Genomic DNA, 17,472 nt, shown 5'->3' on the forward strand with positions numbered 1-17,472 from the left:
GTATGTGGTCTAACTATTGGGTCTCACTTCAGTTTGTCTGTCTTTTTTATTTTGCTTTGATATAAGAATACACCGTTAAACCAAGTGTTTTTTTCACTTCTTCGTAAATTCTTCTGTTAACAAAAGCAAGTTCCGATTCTGTTAAATCAACAATCTCAGTAAACTGGATGGCAGTCAACTCTTTTTTACTCTCAAGAACTGGTAACAGTAATTCAAACGTTGGTTCTGCTTGAATTGTCTTCGTTTGGATTAAGGATTCCAAAAAAATATTTGGACGACGATTTTTAAATTTATTTAATCGAACGCGCTCAATAATCACTTCTACTTGATCAAAATAATAGGATTCATTCACATCTCCCAGCAAAGTTGCTAATGAAAAGAAATTGGGGAACTGCGTAGGTTTATTTTTTTGAACGAAGAAATAATTAGCCAATGTTACTGGAAAATTTTCTGTAGTAGAAATCGAAACAAATTGATAGTCTTCATTTCCGGCAATTGTTTTTCGTGTCGTTTCCCCTTCTCCCTCATAACCATAAAAAGCCTGATTGTCTTCTTCAAAACAAGTGGACCAAAGTGTTTCTCCCACGATGAATTGTTGTTCCACTTGGGAAAATTTAGACAACTGTTCACTTAATCGTTGTACTTGATTAGCTATGATTTCTTGATAGCTAGCTTCATTTTCTGTAAAGATGGGAAAGTTTAACTTATACCTTCTTTCCTCACGCAGAATTAGTCCAGCTTCAATTAGTTGATCCAAAAAGTGTTCAAACTTTCGCTGAGGAAATACTTTTTTTAATTCTCTCAAAATGACCGGCTCAGGCTGTTCATTTAAATAAGTAATAACTGGTGAGAACAGCGGATCAGCCACCAATTTTTGATAAACTTTATTTTTTGGTGAATAAAAATAATTCATTTGCTCCCTCATTCCATTTAAATTTTATCTTTTATTCGTGATAAAAAAAGCTGAGTCGTAGTTTACACTCGACTCAGCTAGATCAGTAAATTAACTAAAAACTTCTGTTAATTGAGGAACAACTTGTTTTTTACGAGAAACAACACCTTTTAAAAATGCACGATTGTTTGTTAATTTTGTTTGGAATGCTGCTTCAACTTTTTCTTTGTCATCTCCAGCAACTAATAATTCTGAGTCGCTATCTAAAATATTTGTTACGACTAAGACAAACAAATCATAATCATTTGTAGTCATTTCTTCAGCCATTGCTGCTTCTAACTCAGTTTGACGATCCATTACTTCATTCAAATCAACCGTGTTAACTTGGGCAATGCGGACGTTTTTTTCACCCATTGGAAAACTTTTTGCATCTAAATCAAGCAAAGTTGCAGCTGATTTATCACTTAATTTTGTACCAGCTTTTAGCATTTCTAAACCATAAACATTTAGATCCACTTCTGCGATTTCTGCAAGTTCTTGCGCTGCTTTTTCGTCTTCTGGTGTAGAAGTTGGTGATTTGAATAGCAATGTATCAGAAACAATAGCAGAAAGCATGATTCCTGCTATTTCTTTTGGAATGCTTACTTGATTTTCTTTGTACATTTTTAAAACGATTGTACTTGTGCAACCTACTGGCTCTGCACGGTAGTATAAAGGATTAGCTGTTTCAAAATTTGCGATACGATGATGATCAACTACTGATAAAATCGTTACCTCAGCAATATCTGAAATACTTTGTTGAAATTCATTATGGTCAACCAACATGACAGCTGCATCTTCTGCTTTCGCTGACTCTACTACGCGAGGTGCCGCTAAACCAAATGATTCCAAGGCAAACTGTGTTTCTTCATTAGGCGTTCCTAATGCTACAGCTTCTGTTTGTTTGCCTAATTCATTTTGTAAATGTGAGAATGCAATCGCCGCTCCAATTGCATCGGTATCTGGATTTTGGTGTCCAAAAACTAAAATTTTTGACATGTCATTCGCTCCTTTGTTCTTTCTCCTATTTAATAATAGCAAAAAAACGGAAAAGAGCAATACTAACTTCCTTTTCCGTTTCAAAACTATCTAGTTAAATATCCTTGGTAATCTTCTGTATGCAGTAGTTGTTTTGCGTTTTCTACACGCTCTTTCGTTGGTGGTTCAATTCCATCCAGTGGGTATTTCAAGCCTAATGTTTCCCATTTATATCGACCCATAGTGTGGTAAGGAAGAATCTCCACCTTATCAACATTGTTCAACGTTTTAATAAACTCATCTAACCGAATCAGATACTCATCGTAGTCACTACGTTCAGGAACAAGGACGTGTCTAATCCAAACTGGTTTACCGATTTCTGACAAATATTTTGCCATTTCCAAAATATTTTGGTTCCCATTTGCTGTCAAAATCTTATGTTGATCGTTATCGATATGTTTGATATCAAATAATAACAAATCCGTGTATTCCATTAGTTCTTCAAATTTACTGAAAAACGGTTCTTCGCGGGAGAATGGTTTGCCACAGGTATCAATCGTTGTATGAACCCCTTGATCTTTTGCTTTTTTAAAAAGATCGATTAAAAAATCTAATTGCAGTAATGGCTCACCACCACTAATGGTAATACCACCTTTATCTCCCCAAAATTCTCGGTAAGCAAGTGCTTCATTTAACACATCGTCTGTTGTACGTTCAACACCACCGCCAATATTCCAAGTATCTGGATTATGACAAAATTGACAACGCATCCGACATCCTTGCATAAATGCGATAAAACGGATACCAGGGCCATCAACGGACCCAAAACTTTCAGTTGAGTGAATAAAACCTGTTACAGGTGTTGTCATAGACGTGTCCTCCTAATAATGACTTTTCGAGTAAAAAAAGGCGAATCGACTGAATCAGTCCATCCGCCTCCTTGACTTTTGTTACATTGATTCGTGCATTGTACGTGCAATTACATCGTTTTGTTGTTCGCGTGTTAACTTAATGAAGTTTACTGCATATCCAGAAACACGGATAGTTAATTGAGGATATTTTTCTGGATGTTCTTGGGCATCCAATAAAGTGTCACGGTTGAACACGTTGATATTCAAGTGGTGACCCATTTTCTTCGCATAACCATCAAGCATTGTTGCCAAGTTTTCTTCTTGCGTTTCTTCGTCGCGACCTAAAGCTTTAGGTACGATTGAGAATGTATTTGAAATACCATCTAATGAATATTCATATGGTAATTTTGCTACTGAAGACAAGCTTGCTAATGCTCCGTGTGTATCGCGACCATGCATTGGGTTAGCACCTGGTGCAAATGGTTCGCCTGCGCGACGGCCATCAGGTGTATTACCAGTTTTCTTACCATACACAACATTTGAAGTGATTGTAAGAATTGACGTTGTTGGTGTTGAATCACGATAAGTTTTGTTACGTTTAACTTTTGTCATGAATGTTTTTAATAATTGAATAGCAATTTCATCTACACGATCATCATTGTTACCATATTTAGGGTAGTCGCCTTCAATTTCGTAATCTTCAACAATTCCATTTTCATCGCGAACTGTACGAACAGTTGCATATTTAATTGCTGATAAAGAGTCAACTGCTACTGAGAATCCAGCAATACCAGTTGCCATTGTACGCAAGATGTCTGTATCTTGTAAAGCCATTTCAATACGTTCGTATGAATATTTATCATGCATATAGTGAATGATATTCAATGTATTTACATATAATTCAGTAATCCAGTCCATCATAACGTCGTATTTTTCCATTACTTCATTGTAATCAAGAACTTCTGAAGTAATTGGTTGATATTTAGGTCCAACTTGTGCTTTTGATTTTTCATCAACCCCGCCGTTGATTGCGTATAACAATGTTTTCGCTAAGTTTGCACGAGCTCCAAAGAATTGCATTTGTTTACCGATTCGCATAGCTGATACACAACAAGCAATTCCGTAGTCATCGCCCCAATGTTTACGCATAACATCGTCATTTTCGTATTGGATAGCTGATGTTTGGATACTCATTTTAGCACAGAAAGTTTTAAAGTTATGTGGTAAACGAGTTGACCATAGAACAGTTAAGTTTGGTTCTGGAGCTGGTCCTAAGTTTGATAATGTGTGTAAGAAACGGAAACTATTTTTAGTTACCATGTGGCGTCCGTCTTCACCCATACCAGCGATTGATTCTGTAACCCAAGTTGGGTCCCCTGAGAACAAAGCGTTGTAATCCGGTGTACGAGCAAATTTTACAAGACGTAGTTTCATAACGAAATGGTCAACGATTTCTTGTGCTTCTTCTTCAGTGATAACGCCATTTTGTAAATCACGTTCTACATAGATGTCTAAGAATGTTGATGTGCGTCCTAATGACATTGCCGCACCATTTTGTTCTTTGATTGCTGCTAAATATCCAAGGTATAACCATTGGAAAGCTTCTTTTGCATTTGTAGCAGGTTCTGAAATATCGAATCCGTAGATATTGCCGAGTTCTTTCAATTCGCTTAACGCACGAATTTGTTCGTTCAATTCTTCACGTTGACGAATAATATCATCTGACATGATACCAATACCACAGTTAGATAAATCAACTTGTTTTTCTTTAATCAAATAATCTACACCATAAAGTGCTACTCGACGATAGTCACCAATGATACGTCCACGTCCATAAGCATCTGGAAGACCAGTGATAACACCTGAACGACGTGCTGCACGAATTTCTGGTGTGTATGCGTCGAAAACGCCTTGGTTATGTGTTTTACGATAGTCACGGAAAATGTGAGAAACTTCTGAATCAATTTCAAATCCGTAAGCTTCAGCTGCTTGTTCAGACATTCTGATTCCACCAAATGGTTGTAAGCTGCGTTTGAATGGTTTTTCTGTTTGGAATCCAACAACCGTTTCCAAATTTTTGTTCAAGTAGCCTGGACCATGTGAAGTAATTGTAGATACAACTTTAGTATCCATATCTAATACGCCACCAGCTTCACGCTCTTGTGTGTTCAATTCCATTACTTGATCCCAAAGTTTTGTTGTTGCTTCTGTTGGGCCAGCTAAAAATTCGTCATTACCGTCATAAGGGGTATAGTTTTCTTGGATAAAATCTCTAACGTTTACTTCTTCTTTCCAGGTTTTTCCTTTAAATCCATTCCATTGCTCCATTGTATGGACCTCCTAAAAGTTTCTGTTTTATGTAACAGTTTTTACGTGATTAGTATAACACAGAGCGTCATCTTTGCAAGGGTTTTCTTGTTTTTTCTTTAACAATTTTTAGATTTTAATTGATGTATCTTTAAACAATGCTTTAATACCAAGCATTAGGCATTGTGAACACTTTCATCTTTTAATAAAAAAGTAAGATTTCTTCGATATTACAAATGAAAAAAGGAGCACGAACTGTACTACTACAGTTCGTGCTCCTTCAAGAAAAAATGATACAGTTATTCTTCGATTTTTGGGACGGGTGCTTCAAGTACAGCAATAATCTCTCCGCCTTGCTTTTCGTCCAACACAAATGAACCATTCGACGTACGATCACCAATTGGAAAATCAGTTGGATTAAATTCCACTTGTTTGCCCTTTTGATTCACGATTGTTAGCTCACGACTTGTTCCTTCAGACATATAAATAACTCGGTGAGGGTTTTTCTTTAGTTCTCTTAAAACTTGCACCCCACGTTTTGCACGTGATGTTTGCGAGATTTCTTGTGCAAGCATTCGTTTGACGGCTCCTCTTTGTGTGACGATTACGATTGGTGTATCGCCTTCAGCAAAAACTAATAAGCCATTGATGACTGTGTCATCATCTTTCAGATTGATTGCCTTCACTCCTGCTGCTTTTGCACCGACGACTGGTACTTCAACTAGCGGATACCGTAAGCCAATCCCTTGATGCGTAACTAGAAAGACGTCTAAATCCGCTTGTCCTTCTTCCAAATAAACAGCTACCAACTCGTCCTCATCTTTTAGTTTCATTGAGCTGAGCGGACGACTCTTATACGTACGCCATGGTTCAAACTCAGTCATTCGAGTCTGTTTGATCATGCCATTTTTACTAATAAAGATAAAGGTTTGTTCTGGTTGTATTTTCGTATATGGGAACACTGCGATAATTGATTCATCCATTGATAAATTCAAAATCGTTTGTGAAATGTGCTCACCAACTTCCTTCCATTTTAGATCTGGTAACTCATGGACTGGACGATAGATCACATTCGCTTTGTTCGTCACAAACAAGACATGATCTAATGTACTTAATTCACCAGTATACAAAAGATAATCGCCTTCACGCATACCAATCTCTTCTGGCTTCGAAGCACTATAAGAACGCAAGCTGCTTCGTTTCACATAACCTTCACGCGTTACGCTAACGACTACGTCTTCTTGCGCAACCAACACTTTCGTATCAATTTTTATTTCTTCGATTTCATCTTCGATTTTTGTAATACGTTTCGTTGCATAATTTTTCTTCACTTCACGTAATTCTTTTTTCATCAATGAAAACAGCTCTTTGTGATCTGAAAGAATTTTATTTAGTTCCGTAATTTGCGCAATCAATTGTTCAGATTCTTTTTGAAGATCAGTAATATCGGTGTTTGTTAAACGGTAAAGTTGCAGCATCACGATTGCTTCTGCTTGTTCTTCAGTAAACTGAAAAACATCCACTAAGTTTTTCTTTGCATCACGTTTATCTTTACTTTCACGAATTGTCGTAATCACTTGATCTAAAATCGATAATGCTTTCATCAAGCCTTCCACAATGTGTTGACGTTTTTGTGCCTTTGCCAAATCATACTGGCTACGTTTCGTAATGACATCTTTTCTATGTCCGATATAACTGCTTAAGATATCTCTTAGCCCAACTTGATGTGGTGTCATATGATCAATGGCTACCATATTAAAGTTGTAGTTGATTTGTAGTTCCGTGTTTTTAAATAAGTAATTTAGGATCCCTTGTGCGTTTGCATCTTTTTTTAATTCCACAACAATTTGCAAACCTGTTCGATCACTCTCATCACGAACTTCAGCAATTCCATCTACTTTTTTATTTAAACGCACTTCATCAATTTTTTTCACAAGGGTTGCTTTATTCACTTCGTAAGGAATTTCTGAAATGACAATTTGTTCTTTGCTTCCTTTGATTGCTTCAATTTTGGTTTTAGAACGTAGAATCACTTTTCCCCGTCCGGTTTCAAAAGCTTTTTTGATTTCATCTTTTCCCTGCAAGATTCCTCCTGTTGGAAAATCAGGTCCTGGGATAAACTCCATTAGTTTATCTAAACTTGCATTAGGGTGGTCAATCAGATAGATAGTTCCATCAATGACTTCTCCTAAATTATGCGTTGGTATCTCGGTCGCATACCCTGCTGAGATACCAGTTGAACCATTCACCAATAAATTCGGATATCTAGCGGGTAAAACAGTTGGTTCTTTTTCAGTATCATCAAAGTTCCAAACCATATCAACCGTATCTTTTTCAATATCCGCTAACATTTCACCACTTAGTTTAGACAGACGCGCTTCTGTATAACGCATTGCCGCTGGAGGATCGCCGTCCATACTACCATTATTCCCGTGCATTTCAATCAGCACTTCTCGAAGCTTCCAGTCCTGGCTCATCCGAACCATTGCTTCATAGATACTACTGTCTCCATGTGGGTGATAGTTACCCATGATATTTCCGACTGATTTCGCAGATTTACGGAATCCTTTATCATAGGTATTTCCATCTTTGTTCATTGCATATAAAATCCGACGTTGGACTGGCTTTAACCCGTCACGAATGTCGGGTAAGGCACGCTCTTGAATAATATATTTTGAATAACGTCCAAATCGGTCACCCATTACTTCTTCTAAGGTTAATTCTTGGATTTCTTGTCGATTTTCCATCAGGTGACCTCCTATTCTACATCAAACAACTGAATTGGCTTTTCAATCTCTTCATGCTCTTCATCTAATCGTTCGCTTGAAGTTGAAGCTGTCATTTCAGTGTCTTCTTTTTTATCTAAAATACTACCGTCTTCTTCCATTGTAAATTGGACGTGGCTTTCAATCCATTTTCTCCGAGGTTCAACTTTATCCCCCATTAATGTCGTCACACGTCGTTCTGCTTGTGCCGCATCATCAATTCGAACACGAATTAATGTCCGTGAAGTTGGATCCATCGTTGTTTCCCATAATTGGTCGGCATTCATTTCACCTAACCCTTTATACCGTTGCAATGAATAACCTTTCCCAACTTTTTTGATTTCTGCAGCTAATTCTTCATCTGTCCAAGCATATTCAACCACTTGCTTCTTCCCTTGGCCTTTTGAAACTTTGTATAAAGGTGGTAAAGCAATATAGATCTTTCCGGCTTCAATTAATGGTTTCATATAGCGATAGAAGAAAGTTAACAATAGCACTTGGATATGCGCACCATCCGTATCTGCATCGGTCATGATAATGATCTTGTCGTAGTTACAATCTTCAACAGAAAATTCTGGTCCTACGCCTGCACCAATCGTATAAATCATGGTGTTGATTTCTTCATTTTTCAAAATGTCTTGCAATTTCGCTTTTTCTGTATTGATTACTTTTCCTCGAAGTGGCAAAATTGCTTGGAATTTACGATCTCGTCCTTGCTTGGCAGATCCACCAGCAGAGTCTCCTTCGACTAGATAAAGCTCATTCTTTTTAGGATTACGCGATTGTGCAGGGGTCAATTTACCTGATAACAAAGATTCGCCTTTTTTGCGTTTTTTACCATTACGGCTTTCTTCTCGCGCTTTACGTGCAGCTTCTCGCGCTTCACGAGCCTTCACTGCTTTTCTGACCAACATTTGGCTCATTTCACTGTTTTCTTGTAAATAAAAGCCCATTTGTTCGCCAATGACATTATCAACGACTGTTCGAGCAACTGGCGTACCCAATTTTTCCTTGGTTTGACCTTCAAACTGTAATAAGTTTTCTGGTACACGAATTGATAAAACCGCCGCTAAGCCTTCACGAAAATCGCTACCTTCTAAGTTCTTATCTCGCTCTTTCAAAAGTCCAACTTTACGAGCGTACTCATTATAAGCTTTCGTCATCGCTGTTTTCATTCCTGCTTCATGCGTACCGCCATCTTTCGTCCGTACATTATTAACAAAAGACAAAATATTCTCCGAATAGCCATCATTGTATTGATAAGAAACTTCCACTTCGATACCGTCTTTTTCACCAGAAAAATAGACAACAGGTGTCAATGTATCTTTTTCTTCATTCAAGTATTCGACAAATTCTTTGATTCCTTCTTCATAATGAAAAACTTCTGTAACCTCTTCTTCACCGCGAAGATCACTTAACGTAATTCGAACGCCTTTCAAAAGAAAAGCGGACTCGCGCAAACGCTCTGATAATATCTCATATGAAAATTTCACTGTTGAAAAGATCGTATCATCCGGTAAGAAATGAACCGTGGTTCCATTTGCTTTTTTTGTTTTACCAAGTTTTTTTAATGTCCCCTGTGGCTTACCACCGTCTACAAATTTTTGTTGGTATTCAACACCATCACGAACAATAGTTACAGTCAACCATTTTGATAAGGCATTTACCACACTGGCACCGACACCATGCAGTCCACCAGAGGTCTTATAACCTCCTTGACCAAACTTTCCTCCAGCATGTAGCACTGTAAAAATCACTTCAACCGTTGGAATTCCTGAAGCATGCATTCCAACTGGCATTCCGCGACCGCTATCTACTACAGTGATACTGTTATCTTTATGTATCACTACATCAATTTCATTTCCATAGCCTGATAAAGCTTCATCGACTGCATTATCAACAATTTCATACACTAAATGATGTAAGCCTCGGCTATCAGTGGAACCGATATACATCCCTGGTCGTTTTCTAACTGCTTCCAATCCCTCAAGAACTTGGATAGAAGCATCATTATATTCATTGATTACTTTTTTTGCCAAGGCAAACGCTCCTTCAATAATACTTGCGGAATTTAAAAGACCGCATCGAACTAATCATACTAAAAAAAACTGCGAAAAAAAAGAGGTTGGGAAAAAATCAAGAGAAACAGTCACCCAACCTGCTTTTAATTAACACCTTTCGCACATTAAAACTTTATTTATTTGGTCGTTGCACTTGCTCAGACTAGTTATCGTCCATTTTAGCTAGTTCAATTTTTATACAACGATTCATCACGATCTCTTTTCGACCGGCAGCTTGTAATAATTTTGCTGCCTCTTCATTTTCAATTCCTAATTGTGCCCAAAAAACTTTTGCATCTGTTTGCAAAAAGTCCTGTGCTACTTCAGGTAAAAATTCACCACGTCGAAAAATATCAACAATATCAATTGGTTCTGTAATCTCTGTCAGATGACCATAAACTTTTTCACCTAGTACTTCTTGTCCAGCCAAAATTGGATTCACAGGAAAAATTTGATATCCTTTTTCTTGTAATAACTTCGCGATTTGGTAACTTGTTCGTTCAGGTTTATTACTCAAACCGACAACAGCAATATTTTTTGCTGACTTTAAATAATCAAAAATTGTTTCTTGGGTTGGATTTTCAACTGCCATCCTACTCATTCCTTTCATTCGTGAATTTCGATTGTTCCTACTACTCATTCATGCTAAAATAAACATTAGTTTTCAACTTGAAAGAGGTAAAAAAATGAAATTGATCTTATTACTTATTGTAGCATATCTTTTGGGTTCTATTCCTTCCGGCGTCTGGATTGGAAAAATCTTTTTCAACAAAGACATTCGCGCATATGGTAGTGGAAACACTGGAACGACCAATACCTTTCGTGTATTAGGCAAAAAAGCAGGAATCGTTGTCTTACTAATGGACATCTTAAAAGGAACACTGGCAACTTGTCTGCCAATTATTTTTCACATCACGACAATCAATCCACTTTGGTTTGGGGTCTGTGCAATCCTCGGTCATACTTTTCCGATTTTTGCAAAATTCAAAGGCGGAAAAGCAGTCGCAACCAGCGCCGGCATGCTCCTAGGTTTCAGTCCCATTTTCTTCGTCTACTCTGCAACAATTTTTGTCGTAAGTCTTTACTTCACCAGCATGGTAAGCTTAAGCAGTATGATCAGTGCTGTGTTGATTACTTTATCAACGATTTTCTTACCGTATATTGCACCGGTTATTTTACCTGAACATAATTGGCTGTTAACTATCATTGCTTTCTTAGTGTCATCTTTTATTTTTCTTCGTCACAAAGAAAACATTCAACGTATCAAAAACAAAACTGAAAGCCGAATTCCTTTTGGTTTAAATAGCAGCAAAAAAAAATAGTTTTTCTTTCTCAAAAAAAGTGAACTGCGACATTTGTCGTAGCTCACTTTTTTGTTTATTTCACGGTGATTGAGTATTTTGTTTGGAAAATTTCATGAGCACCTAATTGATTGATTCCCACTTTTTCCATCAGACTTCCATTACTATTCACCGTATCCGCAATCCCACACCAAGGTTCGATACAAACAAACGGCGCTTCTTTTGGATAAGGTGACCAAATACCAACGTAAGGCATATCTTTATAGCTTAATGTCACACTGTGGCGTGATTTTTCACTACGAATCGAATAGGCATTTAGTCCTTTCGTTTCAAAAACAAGTGCATCTTGGTCAAACAACTCACGATCTAATGCCAAGTTCGTATTTGTTTGCCCCAATGTTCGTTGATCTAAATCGATATAAGGTCCTGCCAATGGTAAACGTAATCTTGATTTTCTTGGCGAGAAGGCCAAATAAAAATCATCAAACGACAAGCCTTCTTCCAATGGTACATTAAACGCTGGATGCCCACCAATTGAAAAATACATTTCTTCTTCTCCAACATTTTCCACTTGGTAATGAACAGTTATTCCGTCGCCACCTAATTCATACGTGATGACTAATTCGAAATCAAACGGATAATTTTTTTTCGTTTCTGGTGTACTTTTCAACAGAAAACTTGCTTGCTCTGGTCCTTGCTCAATAACTTCAAAATCCATATCTCTTGCAAAACCATGTTGCCCCATCGAATACGTTTTCCCTTGATACATGTATTCGTCATTTTTCAAACGACCAACAAATGGGAAAAGAACCGGTGCATGACGTCCCCAAAATTCTGGATCCCCTTGCCAAATATATTCAAGATTATGCTCTTTTGATTGTAAGCTAATTAGTTCTGCTCCATGTTCAGCTATTTTAGCAATAAGCTGATCATTTTGAATAATTACGGTCATTGTGACTCCCCCATTTTTTGAAATTGCTACTGCCCTCAGTGAACTGAAAAATAAGATTCCGTTTAGTAGCTATGTTTTGCTAATTCTTCTTTAAAACGTGAATTAAGGACTTTTAAGTAGGTTCCTTTCATTCCCAAAGAACGTGATTCAATGATACCTGCAGACTCCAATTTGCGCAAAGCATTAACGATCACGGAACGAGTAATTCCGATTTCATCGGCAATATTTGACGCCGTTAAACGACCTTCGTCGCCATCAAGCGCATGGAAAATTGCTTGAACTGCTTTTAATTCACTGTAAGAAAGAGTATTGATTGCCATTTGCACAGCTGTGGCACTTCGCACATCTTCTTCAATGCTACGTGACTGTTGGTAAAGAATTTGCATTCCTACAACTGTTGCCCCATATTCCGCTAAAACTAAATCATCGTCAGTAAATGCTTGTTCCATTCGTGACAAAATAATTGTTCCTAAACGTTCTCCCGCACCAAAAATCGGTACGACTGTCGTTAAGCCAAATGGATATTTTTCTCTTGACTCTACTGGAAAAGCTGTAATTTCACTAGTGATTGGAATATTTGCTTCTGTCTTAACTAGTTGATCTACGGTATCTGTGTAAGAAAGTGGAAATTGTTTTTCAACGAACATAGTTTTCACACGTTCATTATTCACATCATGACGTTCATTATAACCAAGTAGCACGCCATCGCTACCAATGATATACGTATTACTGTCCAACACTCCACCTAGTGTCACTGCCATTTTGTCATACGGTAAATCAGCATCCATATCAAAGGTATTTTTTTGTTGTAAAAGTTTGTTGATCTTTCGGGTTTTCGTTAGCAAATCCGTCATAGTCGTCCTCCGATTCTTAAAGTATATAGCGGCTTAGATCTTCATTTTGTGCAATTGAAACCAATTTGTCATTGACATATGCTTCTGTAATCGTAATCTCACCCATCTGCATATCTGGTGCCTCAAATAATAAATCTTCTAATAATTTTTCCAAGATTGTGTGTAAACGGCGTGCACCGATGTTATCCGTGTCGCGATTCACATCAAAAGCAATTTGCGCGATTCGTTCGATTGCTTCCTTAGTAAACGTAACGGAAACATTCTCCGTTTCAATCAATGCAATATATTGTTTGATCAATGCATTATTAGGTTCTGTCAAAATTTTCACAAAATCTTCCGCTGACAAATCATCTAATTCGACGCGAATCGGGAAGCGTCCTTGTAATTCTGGAATCAAATCACTTGGTTTGGATAAATGAAAGGCACCTGAAGCAATAAATAAAATATGATCTGTTTGTAACGTACCATATTTCGTGTTGACTTGTGAGCCTTCAACAATTGGTAAAATGTCGCGTTGTACACCTTCTCGAGAAACTTCACCAGACTGTTGTGATTTTGAAGTCACTTTATCGATTTCATCGATAAAAATAATACCACTTGACTCAGCCAGTTTGATTGCTTCGCTATGAATATCTGCATCTTTCACAAGTTTAGCAGATTCTTCACGAATTAAAATTTCGCGTGCTTCTTTTACTGTGACTGTTCTTTCTACTTTTTTAGTCGGTGTTAACGCGCCTAATGTCTCATTCAAATCAATGCCCATTTGTTCCAAGCCATTGTTCATCATTGGCGCGGACTTCTTTTGTTCTTCCACTTCGATTGTCACTTCACGCGTATCCAGCAAGCCTTTTTCCAATTGTTCCAAGACGGTGCGACGATTAACTCGAATGTCTTCGGTGATTTCTTCTTGTGGTTCAGCCTGTTGTGCAGAGGCATTGAACATGTTCATCATTTGTTCAAATTGGTTTGTTGATTGTTTTTGTTCCTTCTTGATACCAGGTACTAAAACTTTCACTAACCGTTTTTCAGCATTTTTCTTGGCTTTTGTATACACACGACTGTATTGTTCTTTCTCAACGATTTGAATCGCGTTTTCGACCAAGTCACGAACCATTGATTCTACATCTCGGCCAACGTAACCAACTTCTGTAAATTTAGTTGCTTCCACTTTGATGAATGGCGCATTGACGATTTTTGCAAGTCGACGAGCAATTTCTGTTTTTCCAACCCCTGTTGGCCCAATCATCAGCATATTTTTAGGGGTAATATCTTGTTGCATTTTTTCATCTAACTGGAGTCTACGGTAGCGGTTTCGTAAAGCGACAGCCACAGATTTTTTAGCTGCTTCTTGTCCCACGATGTATTGATCCAATTCACTCACGATTTGTCTTGGTGTTTGTCTTAATTCATTCATTCTAATCACCTCTTATAATTCTTCTACAATGATATTATGGTTTGTGAAGATACAAATATCCGCTGCGATGTTCAACGCATTTTCAGCAATCTCTTTTGCACTCATCTCATTTTGTGCATAATTTTTCATTGCACGTGCAGCGGCTAACGCAAAGTTTCCGCCAGAACCAATGGCTAAAATACCATCATCTGGTGTAATCACTTCACCTGTTCCAGAAACTAACAGCATTTCCTTATCATTCATAACAATCAACATTGCTTCTAATTTCTGCATGGATTGTTGTGTTCGCCATTCTTGTGCTAACTCAACAGCCGCACGTTGTAGATTGCCATTATATTCATTCAGTTTACCTTCAAATTTTTCTTCCAAAGTAAAGGCATCTGCTACGCTTCCAGCAAAACCAACAACAACTTCGTCATTATAAATTCTGCGAACTTTGCGAGCTGTTCCTTTCATAACAACAGATTCTCCCATTGTTACTTGACCGTCTCCAGCCATTGCAAATTTTCCGTCTTTTTCAACTGCACAAATCGTGGTTGAATGAAATTGTGATTCTACCATTTGTAGACCCTCCTAATAAAATAATATCCTTGCTACGCTCGTGGATGAAAAGAGCGATAGTTTTTTTGTAAACTTTCTTTCGTCACATGGGCATAAATCTGAGTTGTAGACAAATTCGCATGCCCTAATAATTCTTGAACTGTCCGCATATCTGCACCATTGTTCAATAAATGCGTTGCAAACGTATGACGCAACATATGAGGATGAATATCACTATCTAAACTACTTTTCTTGATTATCTGATTTAGTATATATTCGATTCCAGTTGGTGTAATTGGATCACCATGGTGGTTAACAAAAACAAAATCGTGCTCTTTATGGTATTTATTCATCAAGAACGAACGACTTTTTTCAAAATATTCTTGTAAAGCTTCTTGAGCAAAGGATCCCAGTGGCGCATATCTTTCTTTGTTTCCTTTTCCATGAATCAACATTACCTCTGCTTGAAAGTCGAGGTCCTTAACCTTTAACCCACTACATTCACTTAAGCGGATACCAGAACCATATAAAACTTCTAGTACTGCTCGATCTCTGAAGTCCAACGGTTTATCCCCAGCAACGCTTTCAAACAAAGCCTGCATTTCATTTTCATAAAAAAAGCGCGGTAACCGAATATTTTTTTTCTTTAAATGGACATAAGAAAAAGGATTTTCCTCGATCAGTTCTTCTTTTAAAAGATATTGATAAAATGAACGCAAACTGGCAATTTTTCTGCTAATTGTGTTTCTACTGTATTCTTTATCTGATAAAAAACCTAAATAGACTCTCACATCTAAGTGATCAATACTCAACAAATTTTCCTCACCAGATTCTTTTAGAAAATCTTTGAAGTCATCAATATCTTCCTTGTATGCTTGACGCGTCTTATCCGAGTATCCTCGTTCAACAATCAAATAGCGTAGAAACTTTTCTTCCCAGCTTTGTTCTGCCATTTTTTCACCTTCCTTACAATCCCAGAAATAAATTTAGCATAGCCCTTATAAAAAAACAAATAAATTGTCAGAATTTAATCAATATTTCTAAGTTTGTTCACAATTCGCACAATTTTTCGTTTTGTTTTCATTTTTCTCGCTAATTTTTCAGTGAAGCATTCATTTTACGCGACAAAAAACTTAGTAAATTATGAATAGCTCAATCATAACTTACTAAGTCGCTTCGTTTTTTTGTTTATTTTGCAGGAATAAGCGAAGCTAATTCTGCAATCACTTTTTCATTAGCTGCTAATGCTCGGTTTGCTAATGCTTCATAACGTGATTTTTTATCACGAATTCGTTCAGGTAGTTCTGGGAACAACCCGTAGTTTGCATTCATTGGTTGGAAATGTTTTCCTTCGGCATGCGTGATATAGTACGCCATACTTCCAATCGCTGTTTCTTGTGGGAAGACAACAAGCTCTTCTTCTTTTGCAAGTCGTGCAGCATTGATTCCAGCTAACAACCCACTAGCTGCACTTTCCACGTACCCTTCAACACCAGTCATTTGACCTGCAAAAAATAAATCTTCGCGCTTCGCTGATTGGTAAGTTGGTTTCAATAATTCTGGTGAATTCATAAAACTATTACGATGCATGACACCATAACGTACAAAGTCAGCATTTTCTAAACCAGGAATCATGCGGAATACTCGCTTTTGCTCGCCCCATTTTAAGTGAGTTTGGAAGCCAACAATATTATAAAGAGAAGCAGCTGCATTATCTTGGCGCAATTGAATGACAGCATAAGGGCGTTTGCCCGTTTTGGGATCTTCTAGTCCAACTGGCTTCATTGGACCAAATAGCATCGTTTTAAATCCACGTTGTGCCATTACTTCAATTGGCATACAACCTTCAAAATATTTTTCTTTTTCAAATGCTTTTAATTCTGCGACTTCTGCATGAACCAACGCATCATGGAACGCAGTAAATTCTTCTTCTGTCATTGGACAGTTCAAGTAAGCTGCCTCACCTTTATCATAACGTGATTTCAAATATACTTTGTCCATGTCAATCGTTGATTTATCAATAATTGGTGCAGCAGCATCATAAAAATAAAAACCATCTGAACCATTAAATTCTTTGATTGCTTCTGCTAATGGATGAGAAGTTAACGGCCCGGTTGCGATAACAGTAATGCCTTCTGGTATTTTGGTTATTTCTTCATTGATAACCGTTACTAGTGGATGCTCTTTCACTTTTCGAGTAATCGTTTCTGAAAATGAATCTCGGTCAACTGCCAATGCGCCACCAGCAGGAACAGCTGTTTCGTCAGCCGAAGTAATCACTACGGAATTCAAGCGACGCATTTCTTCTTTCAATAGGCCAACAGCATTTGCTAAACTATTTCCTCTTAAAGAATTAGAACAGACTAATTCCGCAAAATTTTCAGTATGATGTGCTTCCGTCGATTTAACTGGACGCATTTCATATAGACGAACAGGAACTCCAGCTTGTGCAATTTGCCAAGCTGCTTCACTTCCGGCAAGGCCGGCACCAATTACATTTACAGTTTTCAAGTAAAAAC

General features: G+C 37.5%; 14 protein-coding genes. 1 reads left to right on the forward strand and 13 read right to left on the reverse strand.

Features of this window, described 5'->3' with window-relative positions; all coding sequences use genetic code 11:
* Positions 1–46 precede the first annotated feature (46 nt).
* From RV17_RS12180 to RV17_RS12210, 7 genes are all read right to left on the reverse strand, one after another.
* Complete coding sequence (locus RV17_RS12180) at positions 47–913, reverse strand: DUF1803 domain-containing protein (protein ID WP_071869347.1); 867 nt, start codon at positions 911–913, stop codon at positions 47–49.
* A gap of 90 nt (positions 914–1,003) precedes the next feature.
* On the reverse strand, positions 1,004–1,930 hold the full coding sequence (locus tag RV17_RS12185; protein ID WP_071869348.1) for a manganese-dependent inorganic pyrophosphatase: 927 nt from the start codon (positions 1,928–1,930) through the stop codon (positions 1,004–1,006).
* 86 nt (positions 1,931–2,016) lie between these two features.
* Positions 2,017–2,778: a pyruvate formate-lyase-activating protein gene (gene pflA / locus RV17_RS12190; RefSeq protein ID WP_067485032.1), complete on the reverse strand. Its 762-nt coding sequence runs from the start codon at positions 2,776–2,778 to the stop codon at positions 2,017–2,019.
* Positions 2,779–2,859: 81 nt separating this feature from the next.
* Positions 2,860–5,088 carry a formate C-acetyltransferase gene (gene pflB, locus RV17_RS12195; protein WP_071869349.1) on the reverse strand — a complete coding sequence of 743 codons (2,229 nt, stop codon included), beginning with the start codon at positions 5,086–5,088 and terminating at the stop codon, positions 2,860–2,862.
* Positions 5,089–5,366: 278 nt separating this feature from the next.
* Entirely contained in the window at positions 5,367–7,814 is a 2,448-nt protein-coding gene (gene parC, locus RV17_RS12200; protein ID WP_071869350.1) for a DNA topoisomerase IV subunit A, read from the reverse strand.
* A gap of 11 nt (positions 7,815–7,825) precedes the next feature.
* On the reverse strand, positions 7,826–9,871 hold the full coding sequence (gene parE / locus RV17_RS12205; RefSeq protein WP_071869351.1) for a DNA topoisomerase IV subunit B: 2,046 nt from the start codon (positions 9,869–9,871) through the stop codon (positions 7,826–7,828).
* Between the two features lie 184 nt (positions 9,872–10,055).
* The gene (locus RV17_RS12210) at positions 10,056–10,484 is read right to left on the reverse strand and encodes a CoA-binding protein (RefSeq protein ID WP_071869352.1); all 429 of its coding nucleotides are present in this window, start codon (positions 10,482–10,484) and stop codon (positions 10,056–10,058) included.
* Positions 10,485–10,578: 94 nt separating this feature from the next.
* Here RV17_RS12210 and plsY point away from each other — a divergent pair, with 94 nt between their 5' ends.
* Entirely contained in the window at positions 10,579–11,214 is a 636-nt protein-coding gene (gene plsY / locus RV17_RS12215) for a glycerol-3-phosphate 1-O-acyltransferase PlsY (protein ID WP_067485017.1), read from the forward strand.
* A 55-nt stretch (positions 11,215–11,269) separates the two neighbouring features.
* Here plsY and RV17_RS12220 read toward each other — a convergent pair whose 3' ends face one another.
* From RV17_RS12220 to trmFO, 6 genes are all read right to left on the reverse strand, one after another.
* The gene (locus RV17_RS12220) at positions 11,270–12,145 is read right to left on the reverse strand and encodes an aldose 1-epimerase family protein (RefSeq protein ID WP_071869353.1); all 876 of its coding nucleotides are present in this window, start codon (positions 12,143–12,145) and stop codon (positions 11,270–11,272) included.
* Positions 12,146–12,207: 62 nt separating this feature from the next.
* Complete coding sequence (gene codY, locus RV17_RS12225) at positions 12,208–12,999, reverse strand: GTP-sensing pleiotropic transcriptional regulator CodY (protein ID WP_067485011.1); 792 nt, start codon at positions 12,997–12,999, stop codon at positions 12,208–12,210.
* Between the two features lie 16 nt (positions 13,000–13,015).
* Entirely contained in the window at positions 13,016–14,413 is a 1,398-nt protein-coding gene (gene hslU, locus RV17_RS12230) for an ATP-dependent protease ATPase subunit HslU (RefSeq protein WP_067485008.1), read from the reverse strand.
* A gap of 12 nt (positions 14,414–14,425) precedes the next feature.
* Positions 14,426–14,974 carry an HslVU peptidase proteolytic subunit gene (gene hslV / locus RV17_RS12235; RefSeq protein ID WP_067485006.1) on the reverse strand — a complete coding sequence of 183 codons (549 nt, stop codon included), beginning with the start codon at positions 14,972–14,974 and terminating at the stop codon, positions 14,426–14,428.
* Positions 14,975–15,006: 32 nt separating this feature from the next.
* On the reverse strand, positions 15,007–15,906 hold the full coding sequence (gene xerC / locus RV17_RS12240) for a tyrosine recombinase XerC (protein WP_071869354.1): 900 nt from the start codon (positions 15,904–15,906) through the stop codon (positions 15,007–15,009).
* A 235-nt stretch (positions 15,907–16,141) separates the two neighbouring features.
* Positions 16,142–17,464, reverse strand: coding sequence for an FADH(2)-oxidizing methylenetetrahydrofolate--tRNA-(uracil(54)-C(5))-methyltransferase TrmFO (gene trmFO, locus RV17_RS12245; RefSeq protein WP_071869355.1), 1,323 nt, complete (start codon positions 17,462–17,464; stop codon positions 16,142–16,144).
* Positions 17,465–17,472: the final 8 nt, after the last annotated feature.

This window comes from Enterococcus thailandicus, from assembly GCF_001886265.1.
GTDB classification, from domain to species: domain Bacteria; phylum Bacillota; class Bacilli; order Lactobacillales; family Enterococcaceae; genus Enterococcus_B; species Enterococcus_B thailandicus.

Bases quoted from the DNA above. Each gene is read 5' to 3' on its own strand.
- pflB (WP_071869349.1), bottom strand. From the start codon at position 5,088: ATGGAGCAATGGAATGGATTTAAAGGAAAAACCTGGAAAGAAGAAGTA.
- plsY (WP_067485017.1), top strand. From the start codon at position 10,579: ATGAAATTGATCTTATTACTTATTGTAGCATATCTTTTGGGTTCTATT.
- codY (WP_067485011.1), bottom strand. From the start codon at position 12,999: ATGACGGATTTGCTAACGAAAACCCGAAAGATCAACAAACTTTTACAA.
- pflA (WP_067485032.1), bottom strand. From the start codon at position 2,778: ATGACAACACCTGTAACAGGTTTTATTCACTCAACTGAAAGTTTTGGG.
- RV17_RS12220 (WP_071869353.1), bottom strand. From the start codon at position 12,145: ATGACCGTAATTATTCAAAATGATCAGCTTATTGCTAAAATAGCTGAA.
- hslU (WP_067485008.1), bottom strand. From the start codon at position 14,413: ATGAATGAATTAAGACAAACACCAAGACAAATCGTGAGTGAATTGGAT.
- xerC (WP_071869354.1), bottom strand. From the start codon at position 15,906: ATGGCAGAACAAAGCTGGGAAGAAAAGTTTCTACGCTATTTGATTGTT.
- hslV (WP_067485006.1), bottom strand. From the start codon at position 14,974: ATGGTAGAATCACAATTTCATTCAACCACGATTTGTGCAGTTGAAAAA.
- RV17_RS12210 (WP_071869352.1), bottom strand. From the start codon at position 10,484: ATGGCAGTTGAAAATCCAACCCAAGAAACAATTTTTGATTATTTAAAG.
- RV17_RS12180 (WP_071869347.1), bottom strand. From the start codon at position 913: ATGAATTATTTTTATTCACCAAAAAATAAAGTTTATCAAAAATTGGTG.
- parC (WP_071869350.1), bottom strand. From the start codon at position 7,814: ATGGAAAATCGACAAGAAATCCAAGAATTAACCTTAGAAGAAGTAATG.
- RV17_RS12185 (WP_071869348.1), bottom strand. From the start codon at position 1,930: ATGTCAAAAATTTTAGTTTTTGGACACCAAAATCCAGATACCGATGCA.